This is a genomic window from Idiomarina aminovorans (assembly GCF_023155095.1).
GTDB lineage: Bacteria > Pseudomonadota > Gammaproteobacteria > Enterobacterales > Alteromonadaceae > Idiomarina > Idiomarina aminovorans.
This window is the reverse complement of record NZ_JAKNDA010000001.1, coordinates 483,884-504,352: the sequence shown is the minus strand read 5'-3', so window position 1 is coordinate 504,352 and position 20,469 is coordinate 483,884. Positions and strand designations below refer to the sequence as shown.

General features: G+C 48.9%; 31 protein-coding genes. 14 read left to right on the top strand and 17 right to left on the bottom strand.

Annotated features, from left to right (window positions below; all coding sequences use genetic code 11):
• Nucleotide 1: 1 nt before the first annotated feature.
• The 13 genes from L8G48_RS02540 to L8G48_RS02480 form a co-directional block, all read right to left on the bottom strand.
• Entirely contained in the window at nucleotides 2-718 is a 717-nt protein-coding gene (locus tag L8G48_RS02540; RefSeq protein ID WP_248263043.1) for a phage head morphogenesis protein, read from the bottom strand.
• A 3-nt stretch (nucleotides 719-721) separates the two neighbouring features.
• Nucleotides 722-2,206 carry a DUF935 domain-containing protein gene (locus L8G48_RS02535; protein ID WP_248263042.1) on the bottom strand — a complete coding sequence of 495 codons (1,485 nt, stop codon included), beginning with the start codon at nucleotides 2,204-2,206 and terminating at the stop codon, nucleotides 722-724.
• Complete coding sequence (gene terL, locus L8G48_RS02530; RefSeq protein ID WP_248263041.1) at nucleotides 2,206-3,792, bottom strand: phage terminase large subunit; 1,587 nt, start codon at nucleotides 3,790-3,792, stop codon at nucleotides 2,206-2,208. Before terL ends, L8G48_RS02535 begins: the two co-directional genes overlap by 1 nt.
• Entirely contained in the window at nucleotides 3,792-4,292 is a 501-nt protein-coding gene (locus L8G48_RS02525) for a hypothetical protein (RefSeq protein WP_248263040.1), read from the bottom strand. Before L8G48_RS02525 ends, terL begins: the two co-directional genes overlap by 1 nt.
• A 15-nt stretch (nucleotides 4,293-4,307) precedes the next feature.
• Nucleotides 4,308-4,802 carry a hypothetical protein gene (locus tag L8G48_RS02520; RefSeq protein WP_248263039.1) on the bottom strand — a complete coding sequence of 165 codons (495 nt, stop codon included), beginning with the start codon at nucleotides 4,800-4,802 and terminating at the stop codon, nucleotides 4,308-4,310.
• Nucleotides 4,799-5,215, bottom strand: a complete 417-nt coding sequence (locus tag L8G48_RS02515; protein ID WP_248263038.1) for a M15 family metallopeptidase — start codon at nucleotides 5,213-5,215, stop codon at nucleotides 4,799-4,801. Before L8G48_RS02515 ends, L8G48_RS02520 begins: the two co-directional genes overlap by 4 nt.
• On the bottom strand, nucleotides 5,215-5,898 hold the full coding sequence (locus tag L8G48_RS02510; protein ID WP_248263037.1) for a hypothetical protein: 684 nt from the start codon (nucleotides 5,896-5,898) through the stop codon (nucleotides 5,215-5,217). The genes L8G48_RS02515 and L8G48_RS02510 overlap by 1 nt, the downstream gene beginning before the upstream one ends.
• Entirely contained in the window at nucleotides 5,891-6,244 is a 354-nt protein-coding gene (locus L8G48_RS02505; protein ID WP_248263036.1) for a Mor transcription activator family protein, read from the bottom strand. The genes L8G48_RS02510 and L8G48_RS02505 overlap by 8 nt, the downstream gene beginning before the upstream one ends.
• 21 nt (nucleotides 6,245-6,265) lie before the next feature.
• Nucleotides 6,266-6,634: a RusA family crossover junction endodeoxyribonuclease gene (locus L8G48_RS02500; protein ID WP_248263035.1), complete on the bottom strand. Its 369-nt coding sequence runs from the start codon at nucleotides 6,632-6,634 to the stop codon at nucleotides 6,266-6,268.
• The gene (gene csrA / locus L8G48_RS02495) at nucleotides 6,621-6,806 is read right to left on the bottom strand and encodes a carbon storage regulator CsrA (protein WP_248263034.1); all 186 of its coding nucleotides are present in this window, start codon (nucleotides 6,804-6,806) and stop codon (nucleotides 6,621-6,623) included. The genes L8G48_RS02500 and csrA overlap by 14 nt, the downstream gene beginning before the upstream one ends.
• Before the next feature lie 177 nt (nucleotides 6,807-6,983).
• A complete protein-coding gene (locus L8G48_RS02490; protein WP_248263033.1) occupies nucleotides 6,984-7,619 on the bottom strand; it encodes a replication protein P in 636 nt (211 codons plus the stop codon).
• On the bottom strand, nucleotides 7,600-8,361 hold the full coding sequence (locus L8G48_RS02485) for a hypothetical protein (protein ID WP_248263032.1): 762 nt from the start codon (nucleotides 8,359-8,361) through the stop codon (nucleotides 7,600-7,602). Before L8G48_RS02485 ends, L8G48_RS02490 begins: the two co-directional genes overlap by 20 nt.
• A gap of 113 nt (nucleotides 8,362-8,474) precedes the next feature.
• Nucleotides 8,475-9,077 carry a DUF8585 domain-containing protein gene (locus L8G48_RS02480; RefSeq protein WP_248263031.1) on the bottom strand — a complete coding sequence of 201 codons (603 nt, stop codon included), beginning with the start codon at nucleotides 9,075-9,077 and terminating at the stop codon, nucleotides 8,475-8,477.
• 158 nt (nucleotides 9,078-9,235) lie between these two features.
• On the opposite strand from L8G48_RS02480, the gene L8G48_RS02475 reads away from it, so the two are divergent.
• The 5 genes from L8G48_RS02475 to L8G48_RS02455 all read left to right on the top strand — a co-directional run bounded on the left by L8G48_RS02475 (nucleotide 9,236) and on the right by L8G48_RS02455 (nucleotide 13,143).
• Entirely contained in the window at nucleotides 9,236-9,934 is a 699-nt protein-coding gene (locus L8G48_RS02475; protein ID WP_348983632.1) for a helix-turn-helix domain-containing protein, read from the top strand.
• A 77-nt stretch (nucleotides 9,935-10,011) separates the two neighbouring features.
• Nucleotides 10,012-10,923: a DUF6731 family protein gene (locus L8G48_RS02470; RefSeq protein WP_248263029.1), complete on the top strand. Its 912-nt coding sequence runs from the start codon at nucleotides 10,012-10,014 to the stop codon at nucleotides 10,921-10,923.
• Between the two features lie 1,255 nt (nucleotides 10,924-12,178).
• Nucleotides 12,179-12,382, top strand: coding sequence for a hypothetical protein (locus L8G48_RS02465; protein WP_248263028.1), 204 nt, complete (start codon nucleotides 12,179-12,181; stop codon nucleotides 12,380-12,382).
• A 108-nt stretch (nucleotides 12,383-12,490) separates the two neighbouring features.
• Nucleotides 12,491-12,763 carry a hypothetical protein gene (locus tag L8G48_RS02460; protein WP_248263027.1) on the top strand — a complete coding sequence of 91 codons (273 nt, stop codon included), beginning with the start codon at nucleotides 12,491-12,493 and terminating at the stop codon, nucleotides 12,761-12,763.
• Nucleotides 12,760-13,143, top strand: coding sequence for a hypothetical protein (locus L8G48_RS02455; RefSeq protein WP_248263026.1), 384 nt, complete (start codon nucleotides 12,760-12,762; stop codon nucleotides 13,141-13,143). Before L8G48_RS02460 ends, L8G48_RS02455 begins: the two co-directional genes overlap by 4 nt.
• 88 nt (nucleotides 13,144-13,231) lie before the next feature.
• On the opposite strand, the gene L8G48_RS02450 is transcribed toward L8G48_RS02455, so the two are convergent.
• Together L8G48_RS02450 and L8G48_RS02445 are read right to left on the bottom strand one after the other, a co-directional pair.
• On the bottom strand, nucleotides 13,232-13,975 hold the full coding sequence (locus L8G48_RS02450) for a YajG family lipoprotein (RefSeq protein WP_248263025.1): 744 nt from the start codon (nucleotides 13,973-13,975) through the stop codon (nucleotides 13,232-13,234).
• Complete coding sequence (locus L8G48_RS02445; RefSeq protein ID WP_248263024.1) at nucleotides 13,944-14,255, bottom strand: hypothetical protein; 312 nt, start codon at nucleotides 14,253-14,255, stop codon at nucleotides 13,944-13,946. The genes L8G48_RS02450 and L8G48_RS02445 overlap by 32 nt, the downstream gene beginning before the upstream one ends.
• Nucleotides 14,256-14,785: 530 nt before the next feature.
• Between L8G48_RS02445 and L8G48_RS02440 the strand changes: the two genes are divergently transcribed.
• Genes L8G48_RS02440 through L8G48_RS02400 form a run of 9 tightly spaced genes read left to right on the top strand, consistent with a single transcriptional unit; the run spans nucleotide 14,786 to nucleotide 19,928 of the window.
• Nucleotides 14,786-15,079: a hypothetical protein gene (locus L8G48_RS02440; RefSeq protein ID WP_248263023.1), complete on the top strand. Its 294-nt coding sequence runs from the start codon at nucleotides 14,786-14,788 to the stop codon at nucleotides 15,077-15,079.
• Nucleotides 15,076-15,978 (top strand): RecT family recombinase, encoded by a 903-nt coding sequence (locus L8G48_RS02435; protein ID WP_248263022.1) that lies wholly within the window; start codon nucleotides 15,076-15,078, stop codon nucleotides 15,976-15,978. The genes L8G48_RS02440 and L8G48_RS02435 overlap by 4 nt, the downstream gene beginning before the upstream one ends.
• A gap of 2 nt (nucleotides 15,979-15,980) precedes the next feature.
• A complete protein-coding gene (locus L8G48_RS02430) occupies nucleotides 15,981-17,675 on the top strand; it encodes a YqaJ viral recombinase family protein (protein WP_248263021.1) in 1,695 nt (564 codons plus the stop codon).
• Between the two features lie 10 nt (nucleotides 17,676-17,685).
• Nucleotides 17,686-17,922: a hypothetical protein gene (locus tag L8G48_RS02425; protein WP_248263020.1), complete on the top strand. Its 237-nt coding sequence runs from the start codon at nucleotides 17,686-17,688 to the stop codon at nucleotides 17,920-17,922.
• Entirely contained in the window at nucleotides 17,915-18,718 is an 804-nt protein-coding gene (locus L8G48_RS02420; protein ID WP_248263019.1) for an HNH endonuclease signature motif containing protein, read from the top strand. The genes L8G48_RS02425 and L8G48_RS02420 overlap by 8 nt, the downstream gene beginning before the upstream one ends.
• A complete protein-coding gene (locus tag L8G48_RS02415) occupies nucleotides 18,715-18,981 on the top strand; it encodes a PapB/FocB family fimbrial expression transcriptional regulator (RefSeq protein WP_248263018.1) in 267 nt (88 codons plus the stop codon). The genes L8G48_RS02420 and L8G48_RS02415 overlap by 4 nt, the downstream gene beginning before the upstream one ends.
• A gap of 19 nt (nucleotides 18,982-19,000) precedes the next feature.
• Nucleotides 19,001-19,204: a TraR/DksA C4-type zinc finger protein gene (locus L8G48_RS02410; RefSeq protein WP_248263017.1), complete on the top strand. Its 204-nt coding sequence runs from the start codon at nucleotides 19,001-19,003 to the stop codon at nucleotides 19,202-19,204.
• On the top strand, nucleotides 19,204-19,707 hold the full coding sequence (ssb, locus tag L8G48_RS02405) for a single-stranded DNA-binding protein (protein ID WP_248263016.1): 504 nt from the start codon (nucleotides 19,204-19,206) through the stop codon (nucleotides 19,705-19,707). Before L8G48_RS02410 ends, ssb begins: the two co-directional genes overlap by 1 nt.
• A gap of 20 nt (nucleotides 19,708-19,727) precedes the next feature.
• Nucleotides 19,728-19,928: a helix-turn-helix transcriptional regulator gene (locus tag L8G48_RS02400; RefSeq protein ID WP_248263015.1), complete on the top strand. Its 201-nt coding sequence runs from the start codon at nucleotides 19,728-19,730 to the stop codon at nucleotides 19,926-19,928.
• A gap of 36 nt (nucleotides 19,929-19,964) precedes the next feature.
• Here the strand turns inward: L8G48_RS02400 and L8G48_RS02395 are convergent, their stop codons facing one another.
• Together L8G48_RS02395 and L8G48_RS02390 are read right to left on the bottom strand one after the other, a co-directional pair.
• Entirely contained in the window at nucleotides 19,965-20,252 is a 288-nt protein-coding gene (locus tag L8G48_RS02395) for an addiction module antidote protein (protein WP_248263014.1), read from the bottom strand.
• 5 nt (nucleotides 20,253-20,257) lie between these two features.
• Nucleotides 20,258-20,401: a type II toxin-antitoxin system RelE/ParE family toxin gene (locus L8G48_RS02390; RefSeq protein ID WP_248263013.1), complete on the bottom strand. Its 144-nt coding sequence runs from the start codon at nucleotides 20,399-20,401 to the stop codon at nucleotides 20,258-20,260.
• Nucleotides 20,402-20,469 lie beyond the last annotated feature (68 nt).

Genomic DNA, 20,469 nt, shown 5'->3' with positions numbered 1-20,469 from the left:
CCTAAACAAAAGTCGGATCCACTCCCTGTGGGTGAGCTATTTCCCGCCCATCCGCAGCCGTATGTACTTGCCAATTGGCTGATGGCGGCTGTGACACCTTTAAGCCGTAATCCTGCAAGTCCTGCCAGCTTAGCTGAATGACGCCACAGCGGCAATTGTACCCATTGGGTGGGTAATGACTCTCCCAGAAAGAGTGGTCGGCAGGCAGAACAATACCGTCCCACTGAGCGTGTTCAGGTCTAACGCGGGAGTCATCAACGGCATCGTACATGAGGTACGGCATGGTACTCATGTTCTCTTCAATCGACTCCCACTGACCTTTTGCGTAAGCGCTTTGAAGGTTAGTTCGGAATATCGTTTCGAGACGGCTGGCACTGCCAAGACGAGCTTCGATTACCTGGCCACTGTATGGGTCAAGAACATCACGCTTACCCCACCAACCGTGTCGTTGTAGTGCAGGCGTTATCTTATCGGCAAAGTCATCAAAGGTGGCGCCCGAGTCAATGACCTTGGTCAGTTCCTTTTTGACAAAGTCGAGTAAGTCACCATTCATCAGTTTAGCGACAGTAAAGGCAACATCGTGCTCATTACGAACCATCTGGTCCCATCGAAATGAGCGTGACAGCCCTTTCGACATGAACAGCTCTAAGGCTTCCTCTGCGGTTAACTCGAACTGCGCTGCTGCTTCGTAGTAATTGACGATGCCGTTTATTTGCATAGCTTACCCAGTGTTCTTAGTGTAACCACGCATACGTGCCATGATGTTGGCATTACGGACTCGCTCAACGACTTTATTGTCCGGGTCCTGCTCGGCTAACTCATCAAGCCGTTTAACGAACTCTTCCTCACTGCCGGCTGTCTGTGCGAACTCAACAATTTTCCGAACCAATGACCCCACTGCTTGCTCAGGATTCGTTGAGAGGTATTCACCGGCATCCACCATGTCACGCTGGTCACGACGGTGCTGCACTCGCTTCTGTGTCAGTGGGGAGACTTCGGAGAATTCAGCACCCATCGGCTCTACCTGATTACCAAACGGCATTGAGGGTGCCATCTGGCGCTTACGCCACCCGGGGCCATAGGTTTCTTTGACGTAGTCCTCAGTCGGCTCATACCCGAGCTGGAATATTTTGTAGTCGCGCTCAGCAATCTGCGCTAAGTCTTCCTCAGGCTCGGTTTTACGCCAGACTTTTGGAGGCTGCGCATTGGCAAAGTTAAGCAGGATAAGCGGTTCAATGACCTGCTTGTTAAAACTGTCGCACACCATATCCGCATCAGCTTTTATGATATCGTCTTTAACACCTTTGTGAACCTGTGCCTGGGACATACTGGAGCCATCATCAGTGGTCATCGTCTGCGACAGAATGATTTTAGAGATAGCGCGGTCCATGGCACCCTGTAGCTGTGCATAGTCAGCGGTACCACTGCGGGAAGCTTCGACCAATTCAATGACCATGTCTTCCGGAACGACTACGCCACTATCGGCCTGAATAGCGTCTAAAACTGCCAGTGCCTGGTCACGTTGCTTGCGGTCTTTAATTTGTGCACTTGGCAGCTTAGCTGTGGCCGTAGGCATCCCGAACTTCTCAAGGAATATGAGCCAGAATTTAATACCATTACGTTTGAAGAATACCGGCCAGTAGAGAGAATGAGCCAGCCCTTCCCCATAGGGGTTATCATCATGGTCTGCGCCGTGGCTGAATACCCAGAACTTATTAGCCGGCATGGGAAGAGTCTTACTGTCTTTTTTCAGCAACAGGTCATTGGTGGCACTGAAAGCAAAGCGGCCGCGGTCACGAACCTTAACCTGATTGACAGTAATGCGACTCTCTTCCTGGGCAAACATCAGCTCAGCCACACTCCAGCCAAAGTGAATGGCGTAGAGCATCTTATCGGTCAGCTGGTCAAAGCCAATATGGCTCAACATATCCTCAACGAACAGAGCAGCCTCTTTATCCTGAGCACTTTCACTTGCTGGCGTTACCTGATATTCAGACTGGGTCACGGCAGTGCGTCGCTGCTGAAAACAGCTTTTTACCTGGTCATCACGCAACAGATCCTTATAAATATTAAGCTGCCCGTTCCCCTTCGACTTTAAAATGGAGTCCGGATTGTCGATCATGATTTCAATGAGCGCCTTGGCCATCTGCTTGCCATGGTCGACCTTTGATAACTCTGTAAACTTCGGCTTTTTCGCATCAGCCATTATAAAAATCCTCCAAAACGGCCACGACCACCACCGGAGCTCATATCACCTAAACCTAAATCACCGGCATTGCTTGTATCTCTACGTCCGGTGCTTGCGGAAACAACGTCAATCGTTCGACTGCTCGCCCATTCCAAATACTGTGTTGTGCTATCCACCTGGTCATCATGTGTTGCCAGCGGGAAGCCGAATAGCTCTGATTCATAATCAATTAGCCAGGGCTCATGCTCTGGTAGCCAGACACGCCCGGCTTCAAACTGTGAGCTGACACGTATTGCCCGGTTCAGCTTGCTGCCATCCGGCTCTATCGCAATAACCGGCATCACTATTTTGTTCGGGTACTGCGAGAGCGTTACGCCCTGCCTCAGCTCCTGAATGAGCGACTGTCCGGACGCCTTGTCTTCAATGAGTACCGCATCGGCTCGCCAGTTCATGTAATAGTTCGCCACAATGCGTTTCAACTCCGGATATTCGACCCGGTCACGCCACACATGAAGCAGGTAATGGCCCTGCTCTACTTCGCCCCAGATACTCAATACACTCGGGTCGTTATGTTGCTCCGGTTTGTAAGCGGTATCCAGGGACATAACCAGACGCATGAATTCAGCCGGTCGTGTGTTGTACCGCTTAGGCCAGATGCGTTTGATGATGGAGCCTTCGAGCGGCTTCGGCCTCTGCTGATACAGTGACTCCCAGTTACGACTGCCCTGAGATAGTTTCTCCTGAGCCCAGTGCTCCGGAGAGAACCAGTCCGTCCATAACCATTCACCAATCTCACGGCCTAACGGGTCGTCTTCACGTTCACATTGCGCCTGCAGACAAACGACATACCACTCTTCGCCGTCCTTCGCAGTGACATAGCCACTCTCACCATCCCAGTCATCGGGTAATATGCGCCCGGCTAGGTCGTCCTCGTGCCAGCGAGTCTGTATCAGTAATATCCAGCCGTTAGGCTTTAAGCGAGTACGCAGGTCAGAGGTATAAGCCTCCCATGTTTTCTCGCGTATGGTTTGGCTGTCTGCCTGTTCACGACCTTTGACCGGGTCATCAATCACCAACCCATCAGCACGGTTCCCGGTAATACCTGAGAGAATACCGCCGCACATATAACTCGACTGGTTCTTCAGTGACCAGAATTCCAGTGCCCGGTTATCCGGTACCAGCTCCGTGTTGAACACCTCACTGAACTTAGGGCTCTTGACGACCTGTCGTACCTTGCGCGAGAACTTCAGCGACAGGCTTGAGCCGTAACTGGTACTGATAACCGACTTACCCGGGTTCCGACCCATGTACCAGGTCGGAAATACCACTGTTCCGTAAGTCGACTTTGCAGAGCCCGGCGGCATCATCACGATGACCCGCTTCTTCCGGCCTGCCTCGAGGTCCATCATCGTATTGTTAATGAGCTCGTGATGCTCTGCCGGCGTCACGCTATCGGGATAGAATTCTTCACAGTCCTCATCGTCGTTAAGCGGTGCTCCCGGAACATCGATATAACGACAGTAAGCATTGAGGTCGTCACGCGCTCTCAATGCCAGTTTGCGCTCAAGTAGCGCCAGTAACTCCTGCTTGGCCGACAGCGACATTACCCCAACTTAGCCAGTAACTCATGGATCCGTGCGTCAATTTCATCGGGTGCGATTTGCTTGTACGGCTCATCACCATCAGGGTTCGTCGGTGCCAGTTTGGTTGGCGCATCGAGGCCAAGGAGTTTACTACGGCGTTCAATGATATTGAGCATAACTGTCATGTAACGCGGGTCTCCGGTTTGCGGTGGACCGTCGGACTTTTTGCCTTTCTCGAGTTCCTCAGCTTCCGGACTGCCACATGAACGTTCCCATTCACGCCAGAGTGATGCTTCCATCAAATCCAACCGAGCCAGTTGCTCCTCACGGTGCGCATCAAAGTCACGAACTGAGCTCTGACGCCAGCGCTTACGCACCTCTCTCAGGTCGTATTTAACCTGGTTCATCGAGAGCCCACGCGCATCTGCGATTTCATACATTCTGAAACCCTTCAGATACATCTCAGCAATACTAGCCTGGTCACGCATGACCTGGTCAGGAGTGCGTTTTGTCGCTGCCATCGTCTGGTTACCTCGTTACTTCTGCGCGCGCTGCTTCATAAACTGGGTCATAAACGGCATGACGTTTTTCACGGCACGCTCACCAAACAGGAAGCCCAGCACCAGTATGTTGATGACCCAAAGCGCTGATTCCTGCTGCTCGCTTAAGCCTGACCAGTTACCGTTGAACCACTGAATATCCATGTACATGACAAGCCCGCCCCACACAGGACGCTGACAGCCACGCAGGAACACGACAATGCGCCCGAGCCAGCCGAACTGAGTTAGGTCTTTTGCAGTACCTTCGAGGTCACGAATACGACTGTTGAATTCTTCATCCTGCTCAGCCGCCAAAGTGAGTAGTTCAACTTCTCGCTTATGTGATTGGTCTTTAATGGCTATCTCGAGCTGCGCCTTCTGTTCGGGTGTCATGTCGGGCGGGAAATAGGCTTGGATACCATCTACAATCTTCCCGCCTAAGTCACCTAAGTCGCCTGCGAAAAAGTCTGTTACCTTGCTCAAAAAGCTCATACGCTCACCAGTTCAAAGTGTGGTCCATCAAGAAAGTCATGGTCACTGGAGTCACCGTCGCGGTCCCAGTCACCACCCCAACGCAATTCAACATCAAGCTCTTGTGCTGCCTGCAGCATGGCATCGGCCACACAGCGGAACACGCTGAATTCATCCCAGGGGATATCCCCATTCACCCACGGCCAGAGGTCTACGGCGTGACTCAGTCCGTCCTCTTGCGGTAGATGTTTGCTGTTCATGGTCTTAGAAACACCCTTGCGCACGTTCTCGCGCTGCTCCTCGATACTCCGTATGCCGGCACCGACAATGAAGTCCACCCGGCTGATTTGAATAGCGCGGGTAACGACAATGCAAAGCTGCGGGTGACACTGCTTAAGGTTGGAAAGGCTTCTGTTACTCAGGCGGTATGACATTACTCGACCTCCTTGCCGCGGTAGTTCTGACCGGTCAACTGGCCGTTAAGTCCAATCAATGTGCGTTCGGCATCGTAAAAAGCAGTTTTAAGAGCTCCTAGCACGGTCGAGAGCATGGCGCTGGTCTTGTACCGGTGGTCGGTCGCTATCTGACTTTCTTCGAGTGTGCCGATGGTATGGGTGATAAATCCAAGCGCGGGGACGTTCCAGGAGCGAAACCGTTCAATCACGATTTCAGGTATCCCCTGGTCCCGGAATTTATGTTCATAGTCTGCAACGGCTTTGCTCAGCGTGTCGGTGGCCTTGCGCTGCCAGTCAGCATTACTATCAGCGCTCGACAGCTCTTTGATGTTGGCTTCCAGATGCTCGGTCATGGTGCTGATAAGGATTTTCAGCATGTCACGGTACATCTCACTGCGGATTGGGTATTTTTCAGGAAACGGAATGCGGTCAATACCAAGGCGATTCCAGTAATTGCAGACCAGGAACAACCGGTGCTCATGGAGTGAACTGCCGTCCTGAACGTATTGCAGCTCAGAAGCCTCACTAGCTTCTTTCGGAGGGTAGCGGTTATCCATCCACCGGTTAACGACCTTCCCCATGACAGTAACTGCCGCAACTGCTAATGCAGCAAGCCAGCCGTATTGCTCGCCAACCCTGAACAGCATTTCCGTTTCAAACATTGTAACCATGCCTCTCGCGTAAGATCTTCTTGATATGCTTTGCGTGTAGCCGGTACTTTGAAGCGAGCTCAGTGATTGTTCTACCCGTGTTTTGTTCCCTCTCGATGGCTTCGTTACGTCTCATACGCCAGAGAATGGTCGGCACGTAGACATCGAGGCCACCACATTCGGCACTGAGTTTTGCAGCTGCTGTTCGACCTATCGCTGCAATTACCTCGTCTTTCGGCTCGACGTGAACATGCAGATACGAGCCACCGAACCGGGCTTCGAGTTTGAGTAACGGAACCTCCCCTATGATTTCGATTAAGTCCTGTTCCCATACGCTGTTTGTTTTCGTTGTTGTCACGGGGCATCTCTCCTGCTTTAGTCAGTGGTACGGCTCAATGGTTATCTGGGCATTACCGCCTTTGGTCACGGTGCCAAATTCAACGGTCAGGCGTTTTATCAGGCTGTCGTCGGTTATGACGTTGGCGTGTGTGAGCGCATCCAGTAGCGCTTTGTTGTAGTTATCAATATCGCGTCGGTGGTTACTCGGAGCGTTCAGGGTAATGTTGACTGCCAGAGGTTGACTGAGTCCTTTACAGGCTCGTTGGGCTCGACACTGCCAGATGACCTCTTCACGGTAGGCGCGCCCCTTCTTGCTGATGAGCGTCCGGGGCTTACCGCGCCAGATGATATTGCGCCAATAGGTATTGACGCTTGGTGGGAATGCCAGTGTCAGTTTAAGCGGCGTCATCGGGCGTATTCTCGTTCTGAATTCGCAGGTAGATTTCTTCCCGAAAAACTTTGACGTCATTCGGCGCATTGACGCCAAGTTTCACCTGGTTGTCCTTAACACCGATGACGGTCACGGTTATGTCATTGCCGATATTAATGGTTTCACCGGGCTTTCTGGTCAGTAATAACATGTTGCTGGTCCTTTTGAGTTTAAGAGAGTGGCGGCATTTCCAGCCCCTGGCGCCGCCTTTCCAGTTATCGTTCTACTCACATCGGCTGTTACACGTTACTCACGGTTGTTCCGCGTCAGTTGCTCACGTAGTGCGGTGAGCTGCTACCTGCCATCCACGGCCGTATAGCGCGACGTGTCACGCGCCCCTTCCTGCATCCGCTCCTGGTGGAGTGTCTTGCTGGTTATCTTGCTTAAATGGATTGATTCCAAAGCGTTTCAGTACGTCTCGGGCATCATTGATGCTGAGCTGTTTACCCATTTGCTCGATACGGCTGCGCTCTTCGGCGTGTCGTGGTAGCCGGTTCTCATGGCTACCCAGTTGACCGTTACGCGCCAGTTCAATCAGTCGGGTGTATTCGGTCTCGCAGCGCTTTCTGAACTGGTTCAGGCTTATCTGATAAAACTCATAACCGATGCGCTCGCTCAACCGTCGTGACACCTCGTGACTGAATGGATACTGAGCATTGCGCCAGCGCCCTTTCGACTCTCTAACTTCGTGCATACAGTCATCCAGGGACGGAATGCCCAGCTCCTCAGCTGACGGTTTGCACATCTCAACAAATTCGGCCGGTGTCGGTGTGAAGCGGCTCGGTGCGTTACCGGCTTTCAGGCTCTCAATGCCCCGGCTCAGGCCTTTGCGCCCTATTTCGTTTTTAATCAGCTGCTCAGCGTACATGCGCATGGTGTCATTTGAGTACTCACCAAAGCGCGAAGCAAAGTCGTGACAGCAGACGCCTAGCACTGGCACCAGCTCAGAATTGAGTATCGTCATCAGATTCGTCTGTCTGATCGTAATATCCGGTTGCTGCCAGTCGCTCCGAGTGCTCTTTGGATTGGCGCAAGAGCTTCGCTGTTGGGTTTTCCGGACGCTGGTTGCCGCCAGCTCCGCTACGGGTGTTGCGTTGTTGTTTGGTTGCATAGACTTTCTCCCTTGCTATCCAGGCACGCCATTCGGCTAGCCAGTCAGGTTGGCTTCTGGCGGTGCTGTGATGTTTAGCGTGGAATCGGAAGTGGTCGAAGATGGCTTCGATTTCTTCCGCAGTGGTTTGAGCCGGGCCATGAAGTTTGGCCTGTTTTAAAAATTCAGAGGTGAACGTTAAATCAGACCCCGTCGTCGCGCCCGCGCGCGTTAGAGAGAGATCTTTATCGGAAGTAACAGAGGTGTGGCGGACATCCCATGGCGCACCCTTGGCGCTCATCGTGGCGGTGTTGGTATCTTCAGCCCTTGTATTTACTGGGTTTTGCTGTGGCGCAGATAGTGGCGCACCTCTCATGGCGCTCCCTTGGCGCTCCTCATTTGAACGGAGTGATTCCGATGAGGCGTAAACAAGCCGGAAAACCATGTTTTCTTTGAGGTGGTTCTTATGCTGGCGCTCTATCCAACCATATCGCTCCAGCTTTCGCAGCAAACGCTTTATCTGGTCGTTGGTCGGCGAGTACGGTGTCTCACGACTCCCCCGCTCAGGATTAAACTCAAGGTGCTCACGTATCGACTGATACGATATCCTTCGCATAATCCCGACGATGGCCGTGTCATAATCCATGTGCCAACGCAGATATAAATACAAGGACCGTTCGCGGTCACTGATGTGACTGTCAGCAAACAAGGCCTGGTACTCGTTGCGGTTCATAGCCGTTTGCCACTGTCCAGTTCATCAAACTGCTTGATGAGGCACATCGCTGTACTCACCACATCCATCAGCTCTGAACGTGTTTCATGTGCTTTGGCTAACTCCGCCTCACTCAGCTCGTTATCCGCCAGCACTTCGCTCAGTTTATGAATGGCTTCCCCCGTTTCCTTAACGAAACTGCCGAGGTCCGCCAGACGGTTTGTTTCCCCGGGTTTTTCCATCGGAATGAAACCGTATCGCTCACACAGCACCCGGGCACAGGTTGAACGCTCAGGCTCGGGTAAGGCTTTAACCAGTGCTTCCTCCAGCTCACTGGGTATAAACAACGGATATTCGCCATGCGGTGTATGCACAATGCGCTGAATACGCTTATGCGCCGCCTGTAACCCCTTTACCGAATCCACATCAAACGGTTTCAGCTCCCGGTTACGTTCCCACACCGTTGCGTTGTAATTCAGCACGACAGTTTCAACGTATTGCTTGAATAAAAGGCCCCGGCGGTGAATGGCTGCGCTGACGTAATAGCGTATGACCTGTGGCCTGCTCAGACCCTGCTCGTGGATTTGTACCTGATCGGACGTTCGTCTTGTTGGTGACACTTTGTAGACTCCCTGTATACATGTTGCTTGTTAATCGAGTTGCTGCTCGATGCCTTAATGTAAGTTTTGTGAAGATAAGTTGTCAACTTTATTTGAAAGTATTGTGAAGTTAAATGTTTGTATCTTAGCTTTGAGAGATATTTTAGTAAGGGAATATAATGAGTGACGGCAAGATGAATCTAAGAATTAAAAAAGCTCGAAAAGAAAGAGGCTTGAATCAGCGTCAAGTAGGTTCGATGCTTGGAATTGCCGCGAACAACATTTCATTTTGGGAGCGAGGTATTAATAAACCAAGCACTAGAAACCTAAAAAAACTAGCCGACGCCCTTAACGTCTCCATTGACTGGCTCGAGCACGGCGATAAGAGCGCTGGCCCTGAGTACATCCCACCGGCCAATGCCTGGGAACTCCCCGAAGATACCGACCTGTCTAACGCGGAGTACCGGGATATTATGGTCCCCCGCCTGGACGAAGTCTCGAAAGACAATTACCTGGGCGAAGCTAACTACAATCAGCTGTTCCCGGTTCGTAAGGAGCTGCTGCAACTGTACGACCTTCAGCCCCGCCACCTTGGCGCTTTAGTAATGCCTGATACATCCATGGAGCCGTCGATATCGAAAGGCGATATGCTACTGGTGGATACCAGTGTCACAGACATTGAGCGCGACAAACAGCGCATCTACGCCCTGGTTAAAAACAAGACTAGCCTTGTCATCTGCCGGGTTGATGAAGATTTTTCCGGCAAACTGATGTGGGTCGACTCCCGCGGCCGCCATAGTGCAACCACGATGAGTGATGGAGAGTGGGCTCAGTATACGATCGCCGGACGTGTGGTTATGCGGACTGGGGCTTTATAGAACTACAAATACTTGTCACGGGATCTGGAACACGGTAAATTGGAGCCATAAAAATAATAAAAAGCCAGGGAGGCTTTATGGCATATCGCAACTACAAATTTAATTTCTATAGTTCAACCTACTTGACCTCGAACGCAGGTCGGCCTGAAAAAACTTTGGGTAACCGATTCGCTGAAATATTACAACTAAAAGAACAAGGCCCATATTATAAACAAATGGGAGAATTCACGTACGAGGTTCGCAACATTGTTGAAACTGGCTATGGGTATAAGGGAATTATCGGCAAGCACAGAAATATTGACTTGCCCCCAGCGGCGTCCGTTGGTGGCGATGAAAGAGAGCTAGAGTTAGAGGAAGGGGAGAATATTCTCGAAAAGTCTCACTTCACTTTTTATTCCAACATGAACGTGCTGATACTACAAAACAACATCATGTGTATCGGCAACGCTAAATTGGGTGAGCTTCTGGCTGAACCTGAATACACCTGTAGCCTCAACCCGGTAATAAATCCAGCCGACATTAGAAAACTTGCCCAAGGCAATATGATGTTGAAGCATGCAAAATTGCGAATAGCAAAACCTCGGAACCCTGAGTTGCTAGAGGGTATAGAGCACGATTTCAACAACAATATTTTTCAAATGCTTGCACATTCGAACACGGCCAGTTTAAATTTAGAGCTCCGGGGCAACGCTAGAAGTGGCAACCCAGAAGATAAATATCTGGATAGCCGTTTAAAACGTGCATTAAGTGAAGTTGTGACTACCTTCGACGTCTCAAAGTGCGAGGCTATGCTTGAAGAGATGGATACCGGCATAAACCACCCGATTGATCTTATTGCGGATAGGGTTGTTGCTGAAAAGCGTATAGAAGTAGACGGCCGTAACGCCAGCTCATTTTCTATTTTTCGAGCAATGGAAGAAGCCAAAGAAGAACGCAACGATGATTTAGAGCAATATATGGGTCGAGATGGGCAAGAACTCATCAACTAGGGTTTTGAAATGATAAAATCCAAACCTTATTTTATTTTTTCATTAGTATTCTCCGGACTAATTTGCTGGTTCGCTTGGGAGCCTATTTCTGCGCTAAAACCAACAGCGGTTCAACCAATATCATCAGTTGTCGCAACCGTCTCTGGAATTTTATTGGGGTGCGTGATTGGCGCAGTGACTTTATTAATTTCCTCCGACACAAATAGGCTTATTAGAAACATGCGGTTAACTGGGGGGCTTCAAAAATTAATATTCAACCTTAATCAGACTATGCTCTTTCTAATTGCAACATGTGCGATCTTCCTAGCAGTCCTGTTCATCCCAAAAGAATTAACTATATTTTGTGTAAAGGCTTATTCGGTAGTGATGGCGCTAGGTGTTTACACAACTACGATGTCATTTTTATTATTTCTGTATTCTTGGAATAAATTCAAACAGGTCGCGACCAATATGTGATTAAACACAAATATAATGAGTCAACATGAAGCTCAAGGAACCGAGCAACTGGTAACCAGATTGGCTTCACCGATACTAACAAACATCACTCTTCTTCTAGCACTCCCTGCAATTTGTCATTCACTTAGTAGCGTAACTGTTGATTTGCGCTACCTTATTCAAGTTCCTTTATAAGAAAATTCGTAGGTCGCTCGAAATACCCCGACCTATGGACCCAACACCTCCGAAACCTGCGCAACAATAGTGACTCCACTCACCTACCGGAGGAACTATGTTGACTAATAGAGCTCTAGCGCCAGCGTTTACCCCTCAAATTAGCCACCTAATCGCGGCAAGGTTAGTAATTTTATGGGTCATCATAGTGCTTCCACACACAAGAAGGAGGCAGTCATGAAAAGACACGAACGCAGACGCGAACGTAAAAGCAGTAATGTTGTAGTTTTAGCATTCATCGTTATCGGTATTTGCATTCTTGCTTCAATAGCATAACCACGCATTCGCGCTACTGGCCAGGGACCCGCTCTTAATTAGTAAAGAGTTTTAATCCCGACCGGTAGCGTGAATTTTAGAAAATGGTTTCATACCTCCACCACTCAACAACTGGAGGTATTAAAAGCGACTTTAAAACGTCGTTTAACGGAAAGTATTGTTAAAGTTGAAATTATTTTTGCGATTGCGCTCCAGCCCCATTTATTTATGGAATCATTGGGGGGCGCGTTAATTAAAATTTGAGCACGGCTGGGTTTGGCCACCCAGCTTTTTATCCGGATGAACGCTCCCTAAATTAGGGACTAAGAGAATGAAAGATGTTCAAAGCGAAGTTTACTATGTAGTTTTCACCGACAGGCAGACGGGTCTTGTCGGCGCTAAGAACTACGTTGATTATGAGACTGCGGCTGAAGAAGTAAAACTCATGCTGGCTCGAAAAGGCTATGCTTACGTAAAAATCACTGACGAAACGCCGTTCACTAGCTTTGACGGTAGAACGCATCGCGGTTTTTAAATGAATTAGCCGGCGTCAACACTGGCGCCGGTTATTGTGTCTTGCTGTGTCTATCTGTATCATCTAATCTACAAATTGGTGGTGGCTAATTAACTTGAAGGGATTTCAATGCCTGTATTCCTTGTGTGTGGAAGTGATAAACCTAAAAAGCTGGAAAAAGTTATATCAGAAAACTTTGCCGACAAGTATTACAAAGTAGCTGATGACCAGTGGTTTATAACATCAGAAAAAGGCACGACAAAAAGCGTTGCAGAAGAGCTTTCGCCAGATGGAAAGAACGGTGGCTTTATCGTTATACCAGTGACCAACTTCTGGGGCTTTCATGATAAGTCCACCTGGGAGTGGCTTGAAGTCAATATGAACAAAGGAATTGATTCATGACTCAACAGTATCCTCATGGCCGCGATAATAGGCAACAACCTCAAACAGGTGCTACCGGCACGCCTACTCATCACCAGCCCGGACATGACTTTACTCTGCAAACTATAATGGAGCTTCAAAAGTCAGTTGGTAGCCTGGAGTCTGAAATCAAAGGGTTGCGGGAAGCGCAAACGAACACGCTTAACAGAACAGAAAAGGCGTGTGACAAGCTTGAGAGCGTCGATAAAAAGCTGTACGCAGCTGGTATAGTCCTAGTAATCGTTTTGGGTATCGCTGGCTGGATGTTGAATGTAGCTTACGATCTTAGCAAAGATACTTTGAAAGCAGTTGTAACCCAGCAGATGGCCTCAGAAACAACCTCAAATAACAAACCGGAATAACTCTCCCCTAACACCCGCATACAGTGCCGCCCTGCCGGCGCACAGTGCTTTGTGATCCTTGCTGGCGCCCAAGCGGGCGCCTTTTATATTAATTGAAATTGCTTATAACTCGGTATTTAATCTTCTGGTTAGTGGCTTCGACAACTTCTATTTGAGCGCCCTGATATCCGATGATATTCGATTCCGAGAGGTCGTATTCGACTTCGTTCCGAAAGGCGTCTCGTACCATGTTTGAACTAAACTCGCGATAGCCAACGTTTATCTTATCACCCACCTTTCCGTTATATATCAGCGTTTGCTGAAAAGAATCAGGCGTAACAACCTCTTCCATAGTTTTTTCGAATCGGACTTCATCATCGCAAGAATATGTGTCCAACCAAGTTACCACGCAGAATTCATTATCATTCTTATCAACCATTACGGCTTTCTGCATGTCCGCTAAAGCAGATTTTTCAATTCGACCTGCCCCGTTACCGGCGGTTATTTTATAATAAGATGCCTTATCATCTTCGCCCTGCTTCAAGAAGTAACCCGGGAAAATCGTATACGCTAACTTTATTTGCTCCTGCTCAAGCACTTTTATTGCTTCAGATTCGACATACTTGCCTTGTGACAGCATTTTGTCGCCAACTCTCGCCACTGCGACTGAGCCCACTTCAGGAAAGCTTAAGTCGGCAGTCTTTGGTGCATAGTTATAGGTTGGTGAAGCGCAGCCCGCTAACATTAGAGTTACGCTAATAGCAAAAAGTAATCCATAGGTCTTCATGTTAATTAATATCCCTGCTTTATTGAATAGATAATTAAAACGCTTTGTAACCTTCTTCAAACTCAAATTTGGATATCATTCCCGATTCGAGTACAGCGCAGGAGTAGCTATAATTACTCCAGGCTCCATAACCGTTTTGAAGCTTAGCCTGCCCTTCAATGATTATCTTGTTACTTTCAAACTCGCCATACGTGTAGCCCTTATCGCGAACCTCAGTCGAAATAATTTCAGCCTGATACTTTGCTTTTCCGTGAACCTTGTCGTGACATGATTCAATTTCGGACTTGTAGAAAAAGTCACAACCCGTTAGCAGCATTGCTAACACTACTATCCCCAGTAAGCGCATTTCACACTCCCTCGCAAGTAACAAATAAATAACACCTCAATAATGCCCGACACAGACCAGAATTGGAAGTCGCTAAAGCGTCATGAGAGATACAAAGCGGCTAAGTATGCTTAACAATATCGTGCAGGAACTACTATGGAAAATATTTTGATAAGTTTTGGTAGATTTAATCTTGACACTTCAATTACCATAACCTACATTAGTACACACAGCGACACAGAAAGACACAAAGAGAATATGAAAAGTCTTTCAGGCGCTAGAAATGAAAACGCCCCGCAGGCGGCAACCTAAACGGGGCGATACCCAGCAAGCTGGGTTAAGCAACATGTTTTTCGGCTGGACCGAGCAGCAACTCGGAAAAGCCTAGGGAGGCAAATATCACCAACGAGACGTTGGATACTGCCAACCAAACAACGTTATTAAATCGGCTTGCGCCGAACTAACAACAATCAACTGACCGGGTTAATCCAGTCAGCCAATAGTCAACTGATTGGAATGTCCCAATCAGCCAACAAATGGAGTATAGCAACATGGCTAATACCGCTCAACAATTACCTGACGTCCGTCAGAGTACATTGAACGACCTTATTCGACAGGTCAGTAATCATCACGCCGCCCTGCTTCGCACGCGCCAGTTCTGTGGCCAAATTCTTATCGATGGATTCGCAATGCGCGTCAAGGTTGAAGAAGACGACGCCATATTATTGGTTCGCAACGTCGAATTTGACGACCCGCTGGCCATTGAACGCCTGAAGTCCATTATCAAAACCCTGCAGCAGCTTATGCCGGTAACCGCAGCCTTCACTAGCGGAGGTGCAGCATGAGCGAGCAATTAGCGCAATTCCAAAATCAGGCGCCAGCAGAGCACCGCAATACTACCGACATGGTCCTGGACTATCAGGCCATGGAGCAGATGAGCCGTTTAGCCGACATGATGGCCAACGGTCGGGCAACGGTACCTCAACACTTGCAGGGCAATCCCGCCGACTGTATGGCGATTATCATGCAAGCGGCACAGTGGCGCATGAACCCGTTTGCGGTTGCGCAAAAGACACACGTTGTCAGCGGAACCCTAGGTTATGAAGCACAGCTGGTTAACGCCGTTGTCTGCTCCTCTACCAAAGTTAAGGACTCGTTCCACTACGAGTGGTTCGGCGACTGGACAAAGGTTATTGGCAACTTCCAGACCAAGACATCTCAAAAAGGCAATCAGTACCAGGCGCCAGCATGGACGGCCGCTGATGAAAAAGGTTTAGGTGTTCACGTATGGGCAACGCTCAAAGGTGAGAACGAACCTCGCGTACTCGAATTACTGTTGTCCCAGGCACAGGTGCGTAACTCTACCCTGTGGGCATCCGATCCCAAACAGCAGCTGGGTTACCTCGCCGTTAAGCGTTGGGCCCGCCTTTATGCACCTGACGTTATCTTGGGCGTTTACAGCTCTGATGAATTGCACGAGCAGGCAGCCACAGAGCGTGAAATTAATCCCCGCGAAGAAGCCGCCGCAGGTCGTCCGGAGCGAGAAGCTTACCCCGACGCTGACTTTAAGAAAAACTTTCCGCAATGGCGAAAAGCGATCGAGTCACGCAAGCGCACAGCTCAGCAAATCATCGACATGGTGAGCTCTAAAGCTGACCTGACGGATGAGCAGCAAGCACAAATCAAGGCGGTTGAGAGTCAGCCAGCCGAAGACAATGAGCAACCAGCACAGGGAGACGAGTGATCATGAAAATTTTAAATTTAGTTCAGGGTTCGCCCGAGTGGGATGCGGCGCGTGCTACACGAATGACTGCGTCAGAAGCACCAGCAATGATGTCAGCGACTAAGAAGATGTCACGCAACGAGCTGCTGAAAGCCAAGTCACTGGGTACCGAAAAAGAAGTCAGTGAGTACGTACAGAAGTTCCTGTTCGATAAAGGCCACGAAATGGAGGCCGCTGCGCGCCCTATCGTTGAAGAAATCATTGGCGAAGAGCTGTACCCCACTACCGGTGAAACCGAAGACGGTGTTTACCTGGCATCGTTCGACGGCATGACCATGATGGGTGATGTTCTGTTCGAGCATAAAATGTGGAACGAGTCGCTGGCTGAAGCGGTACGCAACGAAAAACTACCAGCTGAATACTACTGGCAGTTAGAGCACCAGCTGATGGTTGCTGATGAAGCCGAGAAGGTCATCTTTGTGGTATCGGATGGTACTAAAGAGAACTTCGAATATATGTGGTACACGCCTATTCGTGGGCGCCGCAATAAACTGATTAAAGGCTGGGAGCAGTTCAAAGCTGATTTGGCTGAGTTTGAGCCGGCCCCGGCAAAAGAAGAAGTTGTTGCCGAAAAGCCGAACCAGTTACCAACATTGATGATAAGTGTTGATGGCGAAGTTAAGAGCAGCAACCTGGCTACTTACAAGGAAACCGCCCTCGCCTTCGTTAAAAGTATCAGCACGGACTTACAAACAGACCAGGACTTTGCGAACGCCGAAGAGCTGGTTAAGTTCTGCAAAAAAGCCGAGGACGAGCTCGAAACGGCCAAGAAACATGCTCTGGCACAAACGCATAGTATTGATGAATTATTCAATACCATCGATGAGCTGAAAGAGCAGCTGCGCGGCAAACGCCTGAAGCTCGATAAACTGGTTAAGTCACGCAAAGATGAGATACGTGCTGAACTGAGAGCCAACGCTTGCGAGAAGCTACAAATCTATGTAGACGGCCTGAATGAAAAGCTAGAGGAAAATCTCATACCTGACGTCACGCCTGATTTCGGCTCTGCCATGAAGGGTAAGAAAACTGTCGACAGCTTACAGAATGCCGTTGATGACGAACTTGCTAAAGCGAAGATTGCAGCAAAGGACTGGTTCCACACCCTACGTGAGAACAAGTTTATTTACTCCGAACTTGCAAGTGACGATGTGAAGTTCCTATTCCCTGATTTTCACCAGTTACTACTGAAAGATTCAGAGAGCTTCAGAGCTATGGTGAAGTCCCGTTTAGCTGAGCATAAGGAAGCGGAGGAAGCCAAACAGAAAGAAAAGCAAAAGTCCGAGCAGCGTGAGCACGAAGAAGCGCCTGCCGAGGAACGCCCTAACCCGGTTACCTCAAGTAACCCTATTCGGGGTGACCATACGCCAACGGATAATGAAATTATTCAGGCTGTGGCCTATCAGTTTAACGTGTCCCAGGGCAAAGCCACATTATGGATAGCCGGCATGAAGATGCACCAAAGCAGTGACAGTGCCATTTCGTCACTGGCTAACTTCCTTATCGATAAAATTGCTGACTCCACTAACAAGCGTGACCTGGAGGACGCAGGCAAGGAAATATGCATGGCTAAAGACCGTAATTATCTGAGTGAAGCGGATTATGAGGCCTTACAAACCTCCTATCGTGCTCAGAAGTCAACAACCCGTAACGCGGCGTGAGGTGACGATCATGAAAAACAAAATGATGGACTTACACAACCACCTTTTCGCCCAGCTTGAACGGTTAAGTGATGAAGACCTGAAAGAGGAAGAACTTAACCAGGAGCTGAAGCGTGCTGATGCGGTCTCTAAGGTTTCTATGACCATCGTTAAGAATGCTGAGGTATGCCTTAAAGCTGAGCGCATGCGTGCAGATGGTTTAATTGAGAACTCTCCGGAGATGCTGGGGGTTAAAAACGATGGCTAGATTCATCTATCAACAGCACCACATTAATTTCCTGCGTGAGACCTATGTTGAATACGGTGTGGCTAAAACCGCCCGCCTTTTCAACGCAGCTTTCGGTCTTAATAAGTCGCAGGCTCAAGTAAAAGCGGCCTTGAAAAATCACAGCATTACCTGCGGTCGGAAAACTGGTGAACTGAATAAAGGCAAATTGCGATCGTTTACCCAGGAGCAAAAGCAGTGGGTTGAAATTGCTTACAAACAAATGAGTCTGGAAGAAATGACTCGTGAGTTTAATCAGCATTTCGGCACCAACAAAACAGAAATGCAACTTAGGTGCTTTACTCGGAACCACAAAATACGTTCAGGTCGTACGGGCTGTTTTGAAAAAGGCCGCGAGCCAGCTAATAAAGGTATTAAGGGTTGGCAGGCTGGTGGCCGCTCTACCCTAACTCAGTTCCGGAAAGGAAACGTTCCCCACAACCACCAACCAGTTGGAACCGAAGTGATTGATAGAGACGGCTACCGGAAAGTAAAGACTGCGGAACCCAATCAATGGGCTTTTGTTCATCGCCTGGTATGGGAACAACACAACGGATCCATTCCAAAAGGTAAGTTCATTCGGTTCCTTGATGGGGACAAAGAGAACTGCGGTATCGAAAACCTGACGCTGATCGACCGCGGTGCTCACGCCATTATAAATCGCTGGGAGAGACCACTAGGCGAAATAGAGCCTGACGTCCGCCCTAACATCATTGGAATAGCAATGCTCCGCTCTGCCATAAGCAGGCATCGCACTCAGTCAAAGGAGGAGTCATGAAATACCTTTTCATCGGCTCTCAATCTGAGCGGCGCTTCGAGCTTCTGCTAAGTCTGACACGCATTAATAGCGACGATGTAGTTGCAGCTTTATACGATCACTTGGTTAAGGGCGCTACTGAGAGTTCAGCAGCCATTATCAATGGTATATCAATGTCCAACTTCAACCGGGCATTCAAGAAATTAAACGACGTGGCTGAGGCTGTTGAGCACATTAAAGAAATCGACTTTCGCAAGCTGAATCAGTTAAGCGATAACAAATAGAACAATACTTTGGTGATTTATGAGTGATTTAGTAGATAACGCAAACGCAACTGCAGAGTACCTGGCTGGGCTCGCCGTTAAAGATGCTCGAGCGAAAAAACAAGGACCTAAGCCAACCGGCCATTGCCTTAACTGTGGTGAAACTCTGAATAATGCGCGTCGCTGGTGCGATAAAGACTGTGCCAGTGACTGGGAAAGGCTCAACGCACGAGGATTCGCATAATGGCCAGCAGAGGCGTTAATAAAGTTATTTTGATTGGTAATTTGGGTGCAGACCCTGATGTTCGCTACACGCAGAACAGCACTCCCATTGCCAACCTGTCAATTGCGACAAGTGAGTCCTGGAAAGATAAACAAACCGGCGAGCCTCGCGAGCAGACTGAATGGCATCGATGCGTAGCCTATCGCCGGCTGGCAGAAATTGCCGGAGAGTATTTAAAGAAAGGTTCGAAAGTCTACGTTGAGGGGCGTCTGCAGACTCGCAAATGGACTGGCCAGGACAACATCGAGCGTTATACCACTGAAGTGGTGGTCAACGAAATGCAAATGCTCGATGGCCGCAACGACAACCAAAGTGGCAATGCGCCAGCTAGTCCAGCCCCGGCACCGCAACCACAGCGCAGCGGCTTAGGAAGCAGCATGCCGTCAGGCCAGCAAAGCCCTAGACGAAAAGAACCTGAGCCCTTTAGCCCGGGTGATGACTTTGACGACGACATTCCGTTTTGACTTTTACTAAAGAGGTAAATATGATGCAACAAACAGTACAAGACAACCGCGACATTGAGGTTATGACAGTGAAAGAAGTCTGCAACCTACTTCGCATTTCACGCTCAACATTTTGCCGGGTTACGCAGAATCATGACCGCTTTCCCGAGCCAATACCTGGCACAGGCAAACGGTTTCTATACCCGGCCAAAGAAGTCAGGAAATTTGCTGGGCTGCAGTGATGGATAGGGCTGACTCTAAATCAGCACTATAATAGCTTAAGCGGCGTGGTGTGTACTAAAGTTAAAGTTCAACGCCTTCATCACTTTAAATATGGTATCCCAGCGAGGTTTAGTTGTACCTCTCAGTGATTTGTATAGACTTTCACGGTTCAAGCCAGAAGCTTCTGATACATCAGTAACGCCGTGTTTTTTAACTAGCATACCAAGTGCTTCGATGAATGTATTTGGATCGTCGTCAGCAAGGCACTCTTGCAAGAACGTCTCTACTTCATCTTGCGTTTCCATATAGTCAAATGGATTAAATTCAGTTGTATGTAATGCCATAACTGCTACTCCAGTTCTTTCAATAATTCTTTGGCTTTCTCAATATCTTTACTTTGTGTTCCTTTATGGCCACCGTAAAGCAAAAATATTACTTGGTTATTTCGTACCGTGTAATAGACTCGGTAGCCTTTACCAACGAAAATTCGCATTTCAGATAGACCATCGCCAACCCCCCCCGACTGTCTCCGAAGTTACCACTTATAGCTCGCGTTATACG

Bases quoted from the DNA above. Each gene is read 5' to 3' on its own strand.
- L8G48_RS02500 (WP_248263035.1), bottom strand. From the start codon at position 6,634: ATGACGCCGCTTAAACTGACACTGGCATTCCCACCAAGCGTCAATACC.
- L8G48_RS02395 (WP_248263014.1), bottom strand. From the start codon at position 20,252: ATGGCATTACATACAACTGAATTTAATCCATTTGACTATATGGAAACG.
- L8G48_RS02470 (WP_248263029.1), top strand. From the start codon at position 10,012: ATGGCATATCGCAACTACAAATTTAATTTCTATAGTTCAACCTACTTG.
- csrA (WP_248263034.1), bottom strand. From the start codon at position 6,806: ATGTTATTACTGACCAGAAAGCCCGGTGAAACCATTAATATCGGCAAT.
- L8G48_RS02440 (WP_248263023.1), top strand. From the start codon at position 14,786: ATGGCTAATACCGCTCAACAATTACCTGACGTCCGTCAGAGTACATTG.
- L8G48_RS02465 (WP_248263028.1), top strand. From the start codon at position 12,179: ATGAAAGATGTTCAAAGCGAAGTTTACTATGTAGTTTTCACCGACAGG.
- L8G48_RS02390 (WP_248263013.1), bottom strand. From the start codon at position 20,401: ATGCGAATTTTCGTTGGTAAAGGCTACCGAGTCTATTACACGGTACGA.
- L8G48_RS02510 (WP_248263037.1), bottom strand. From the start codon at position 5,898: ATGTTTGAAACGGAAATGCTGTTCAGGGTTGGCGAGCAATACGGCTGG.
- L8G48_RS02515 (WP_248263038.1), bottom strand. From the start codon at position 5,215: ATGTCATACCGCCTGAGTAACAGAAGCCTTTCCAACCTTAAGCAGTGT.
- L8G48_RS02455 (WP_248263026.1), top strand. From the start codon at position 12,760: ATGACTCAACAGTATCCTCATGGCCGCGATAATAGGCAACAACCTCAA.
- L8G48_RS02445 (WP_248263024.1), bottom strand. From the start codon at position 14,255: ATGCGCTTACTGGGGATAGTAGTGTTAGCAATGCTGCTAACGGGTTGT.
- L8G48_RS02520 (WP_248263039.1), bottom strand. From the start codon at position 4,802: ATGAGCTTTTTGAGCAAGGTAACAGACTTTTTCGCAGGCGACTTAGGT.
- ssb (WP_248263016.1), top strand. From the start codon at position 19,204: ATGGCCAGCAGAGGCGTTAATAAAGTTATTTTGATTGGTAATTTGGGT.
- L8G48_RS02525 (WP_248263040.1), bottom strand. From the start codon at position 4,292: ATGGCAGCGACAAAACGCACTCCTGACCAGGTCATGCGTGACCAGGCT.
- L8G48_RS02415 (WP_248263018.1), top strand. From the start codon at position 18,715: ATGAAATACCTTTTCATCGGCTCTCAATCTGAGCGGCGCTTCGAGCTT.
- L8G48_RS02430 (WP_248263021.1), top strand. From the start codon at position 15,981: ATGAAAATTTTAAATTTAGTTCAGGGTTCGCCCGAGTGGGATGCGGCG.
- L8G48_RS02410 (WP_248263017.1), top strand. From the start codon at position 19,001: ATGAGTGATTTAGTAGATAACGCAAACGCAACTGCAGAGTACCTGGCT.
- L8G48_RS02420 (WP_248263019.1), top strand. From the start codon at position 17,915: ATGGCTAGATTCATCTATCAACAGCACCACATTAATTTCCTGCGTGAG.
- terL (WP_248263041.1), bottom strand. From the start codon at position 3,792: ATGTCGCTGTCGGCCAAGCAGGAGTTACTGGCGCTACTTGAGCGCAAA.
- L8G48_RS02435 (WP_248263022.1), top strand. From the start codon at position 15,076: ATGAGCGAGCAATTAGCGCAATTCCAAAATCAGGCGCCAGCAGAGCAC.
- L8G48_RS02425 (WP_248263020.1), top strand. From the start codon at position 17,686: ATGAAAAACAAAATGATGGACTTACACAACCACCTTTTCGCCCAGCTT.
- L8G48_RS02400 (WP_248263015.1), top strand. From the start codon at position 19,728: ATGATGCAACAAACAGTACAAGACAACCGCGACATTGAGGTTATGACA.
- L8G48_RS02535 (WP_248263042.1), bottom strand. From the start codon at position 2,206: ATGGCTGATGCGAAAAAGCCGAAGTTTACAGAGTTATCAAAGGTCGAC.
- L8G48_RS02490 (WP_248263033.1), bottom strand. From the start codon at position 7,619: ATGACGATACTCAATTCTGAGCTGGTGCCAGTGCTAGGCGTCTGCTGT.
- L8G48_RS02540 (WP_248263043.1), bottom strand. From the start codon at position 718: ATGCAAATAAACGGCATCGTCAATTACTACGAAGCAGCAGCGCAGTTC.
- L8G48_RS02460 (WP_248263027.1), top strand. From the start codon at position 12,491: ATGCCTGTATTCCTTGTGTGTGGAAGTGATAAACCTAAAAAGCTGGAA.
- L8G48_RS02485 (WP_248263032.1), bottom strand. From the start codon at position 8,361: ATGCGAAGGATATCGTATCAGTCGATACGTGAGCACCTTGAGTTTAAT.
- L8G48_RS02475 (WP_348983632.1), top strand. From the start codon at position 9,236: ATGAGTGACGGCAAGATGAATCTAAGAATTAAAAAAGCTCGAAAAGAA.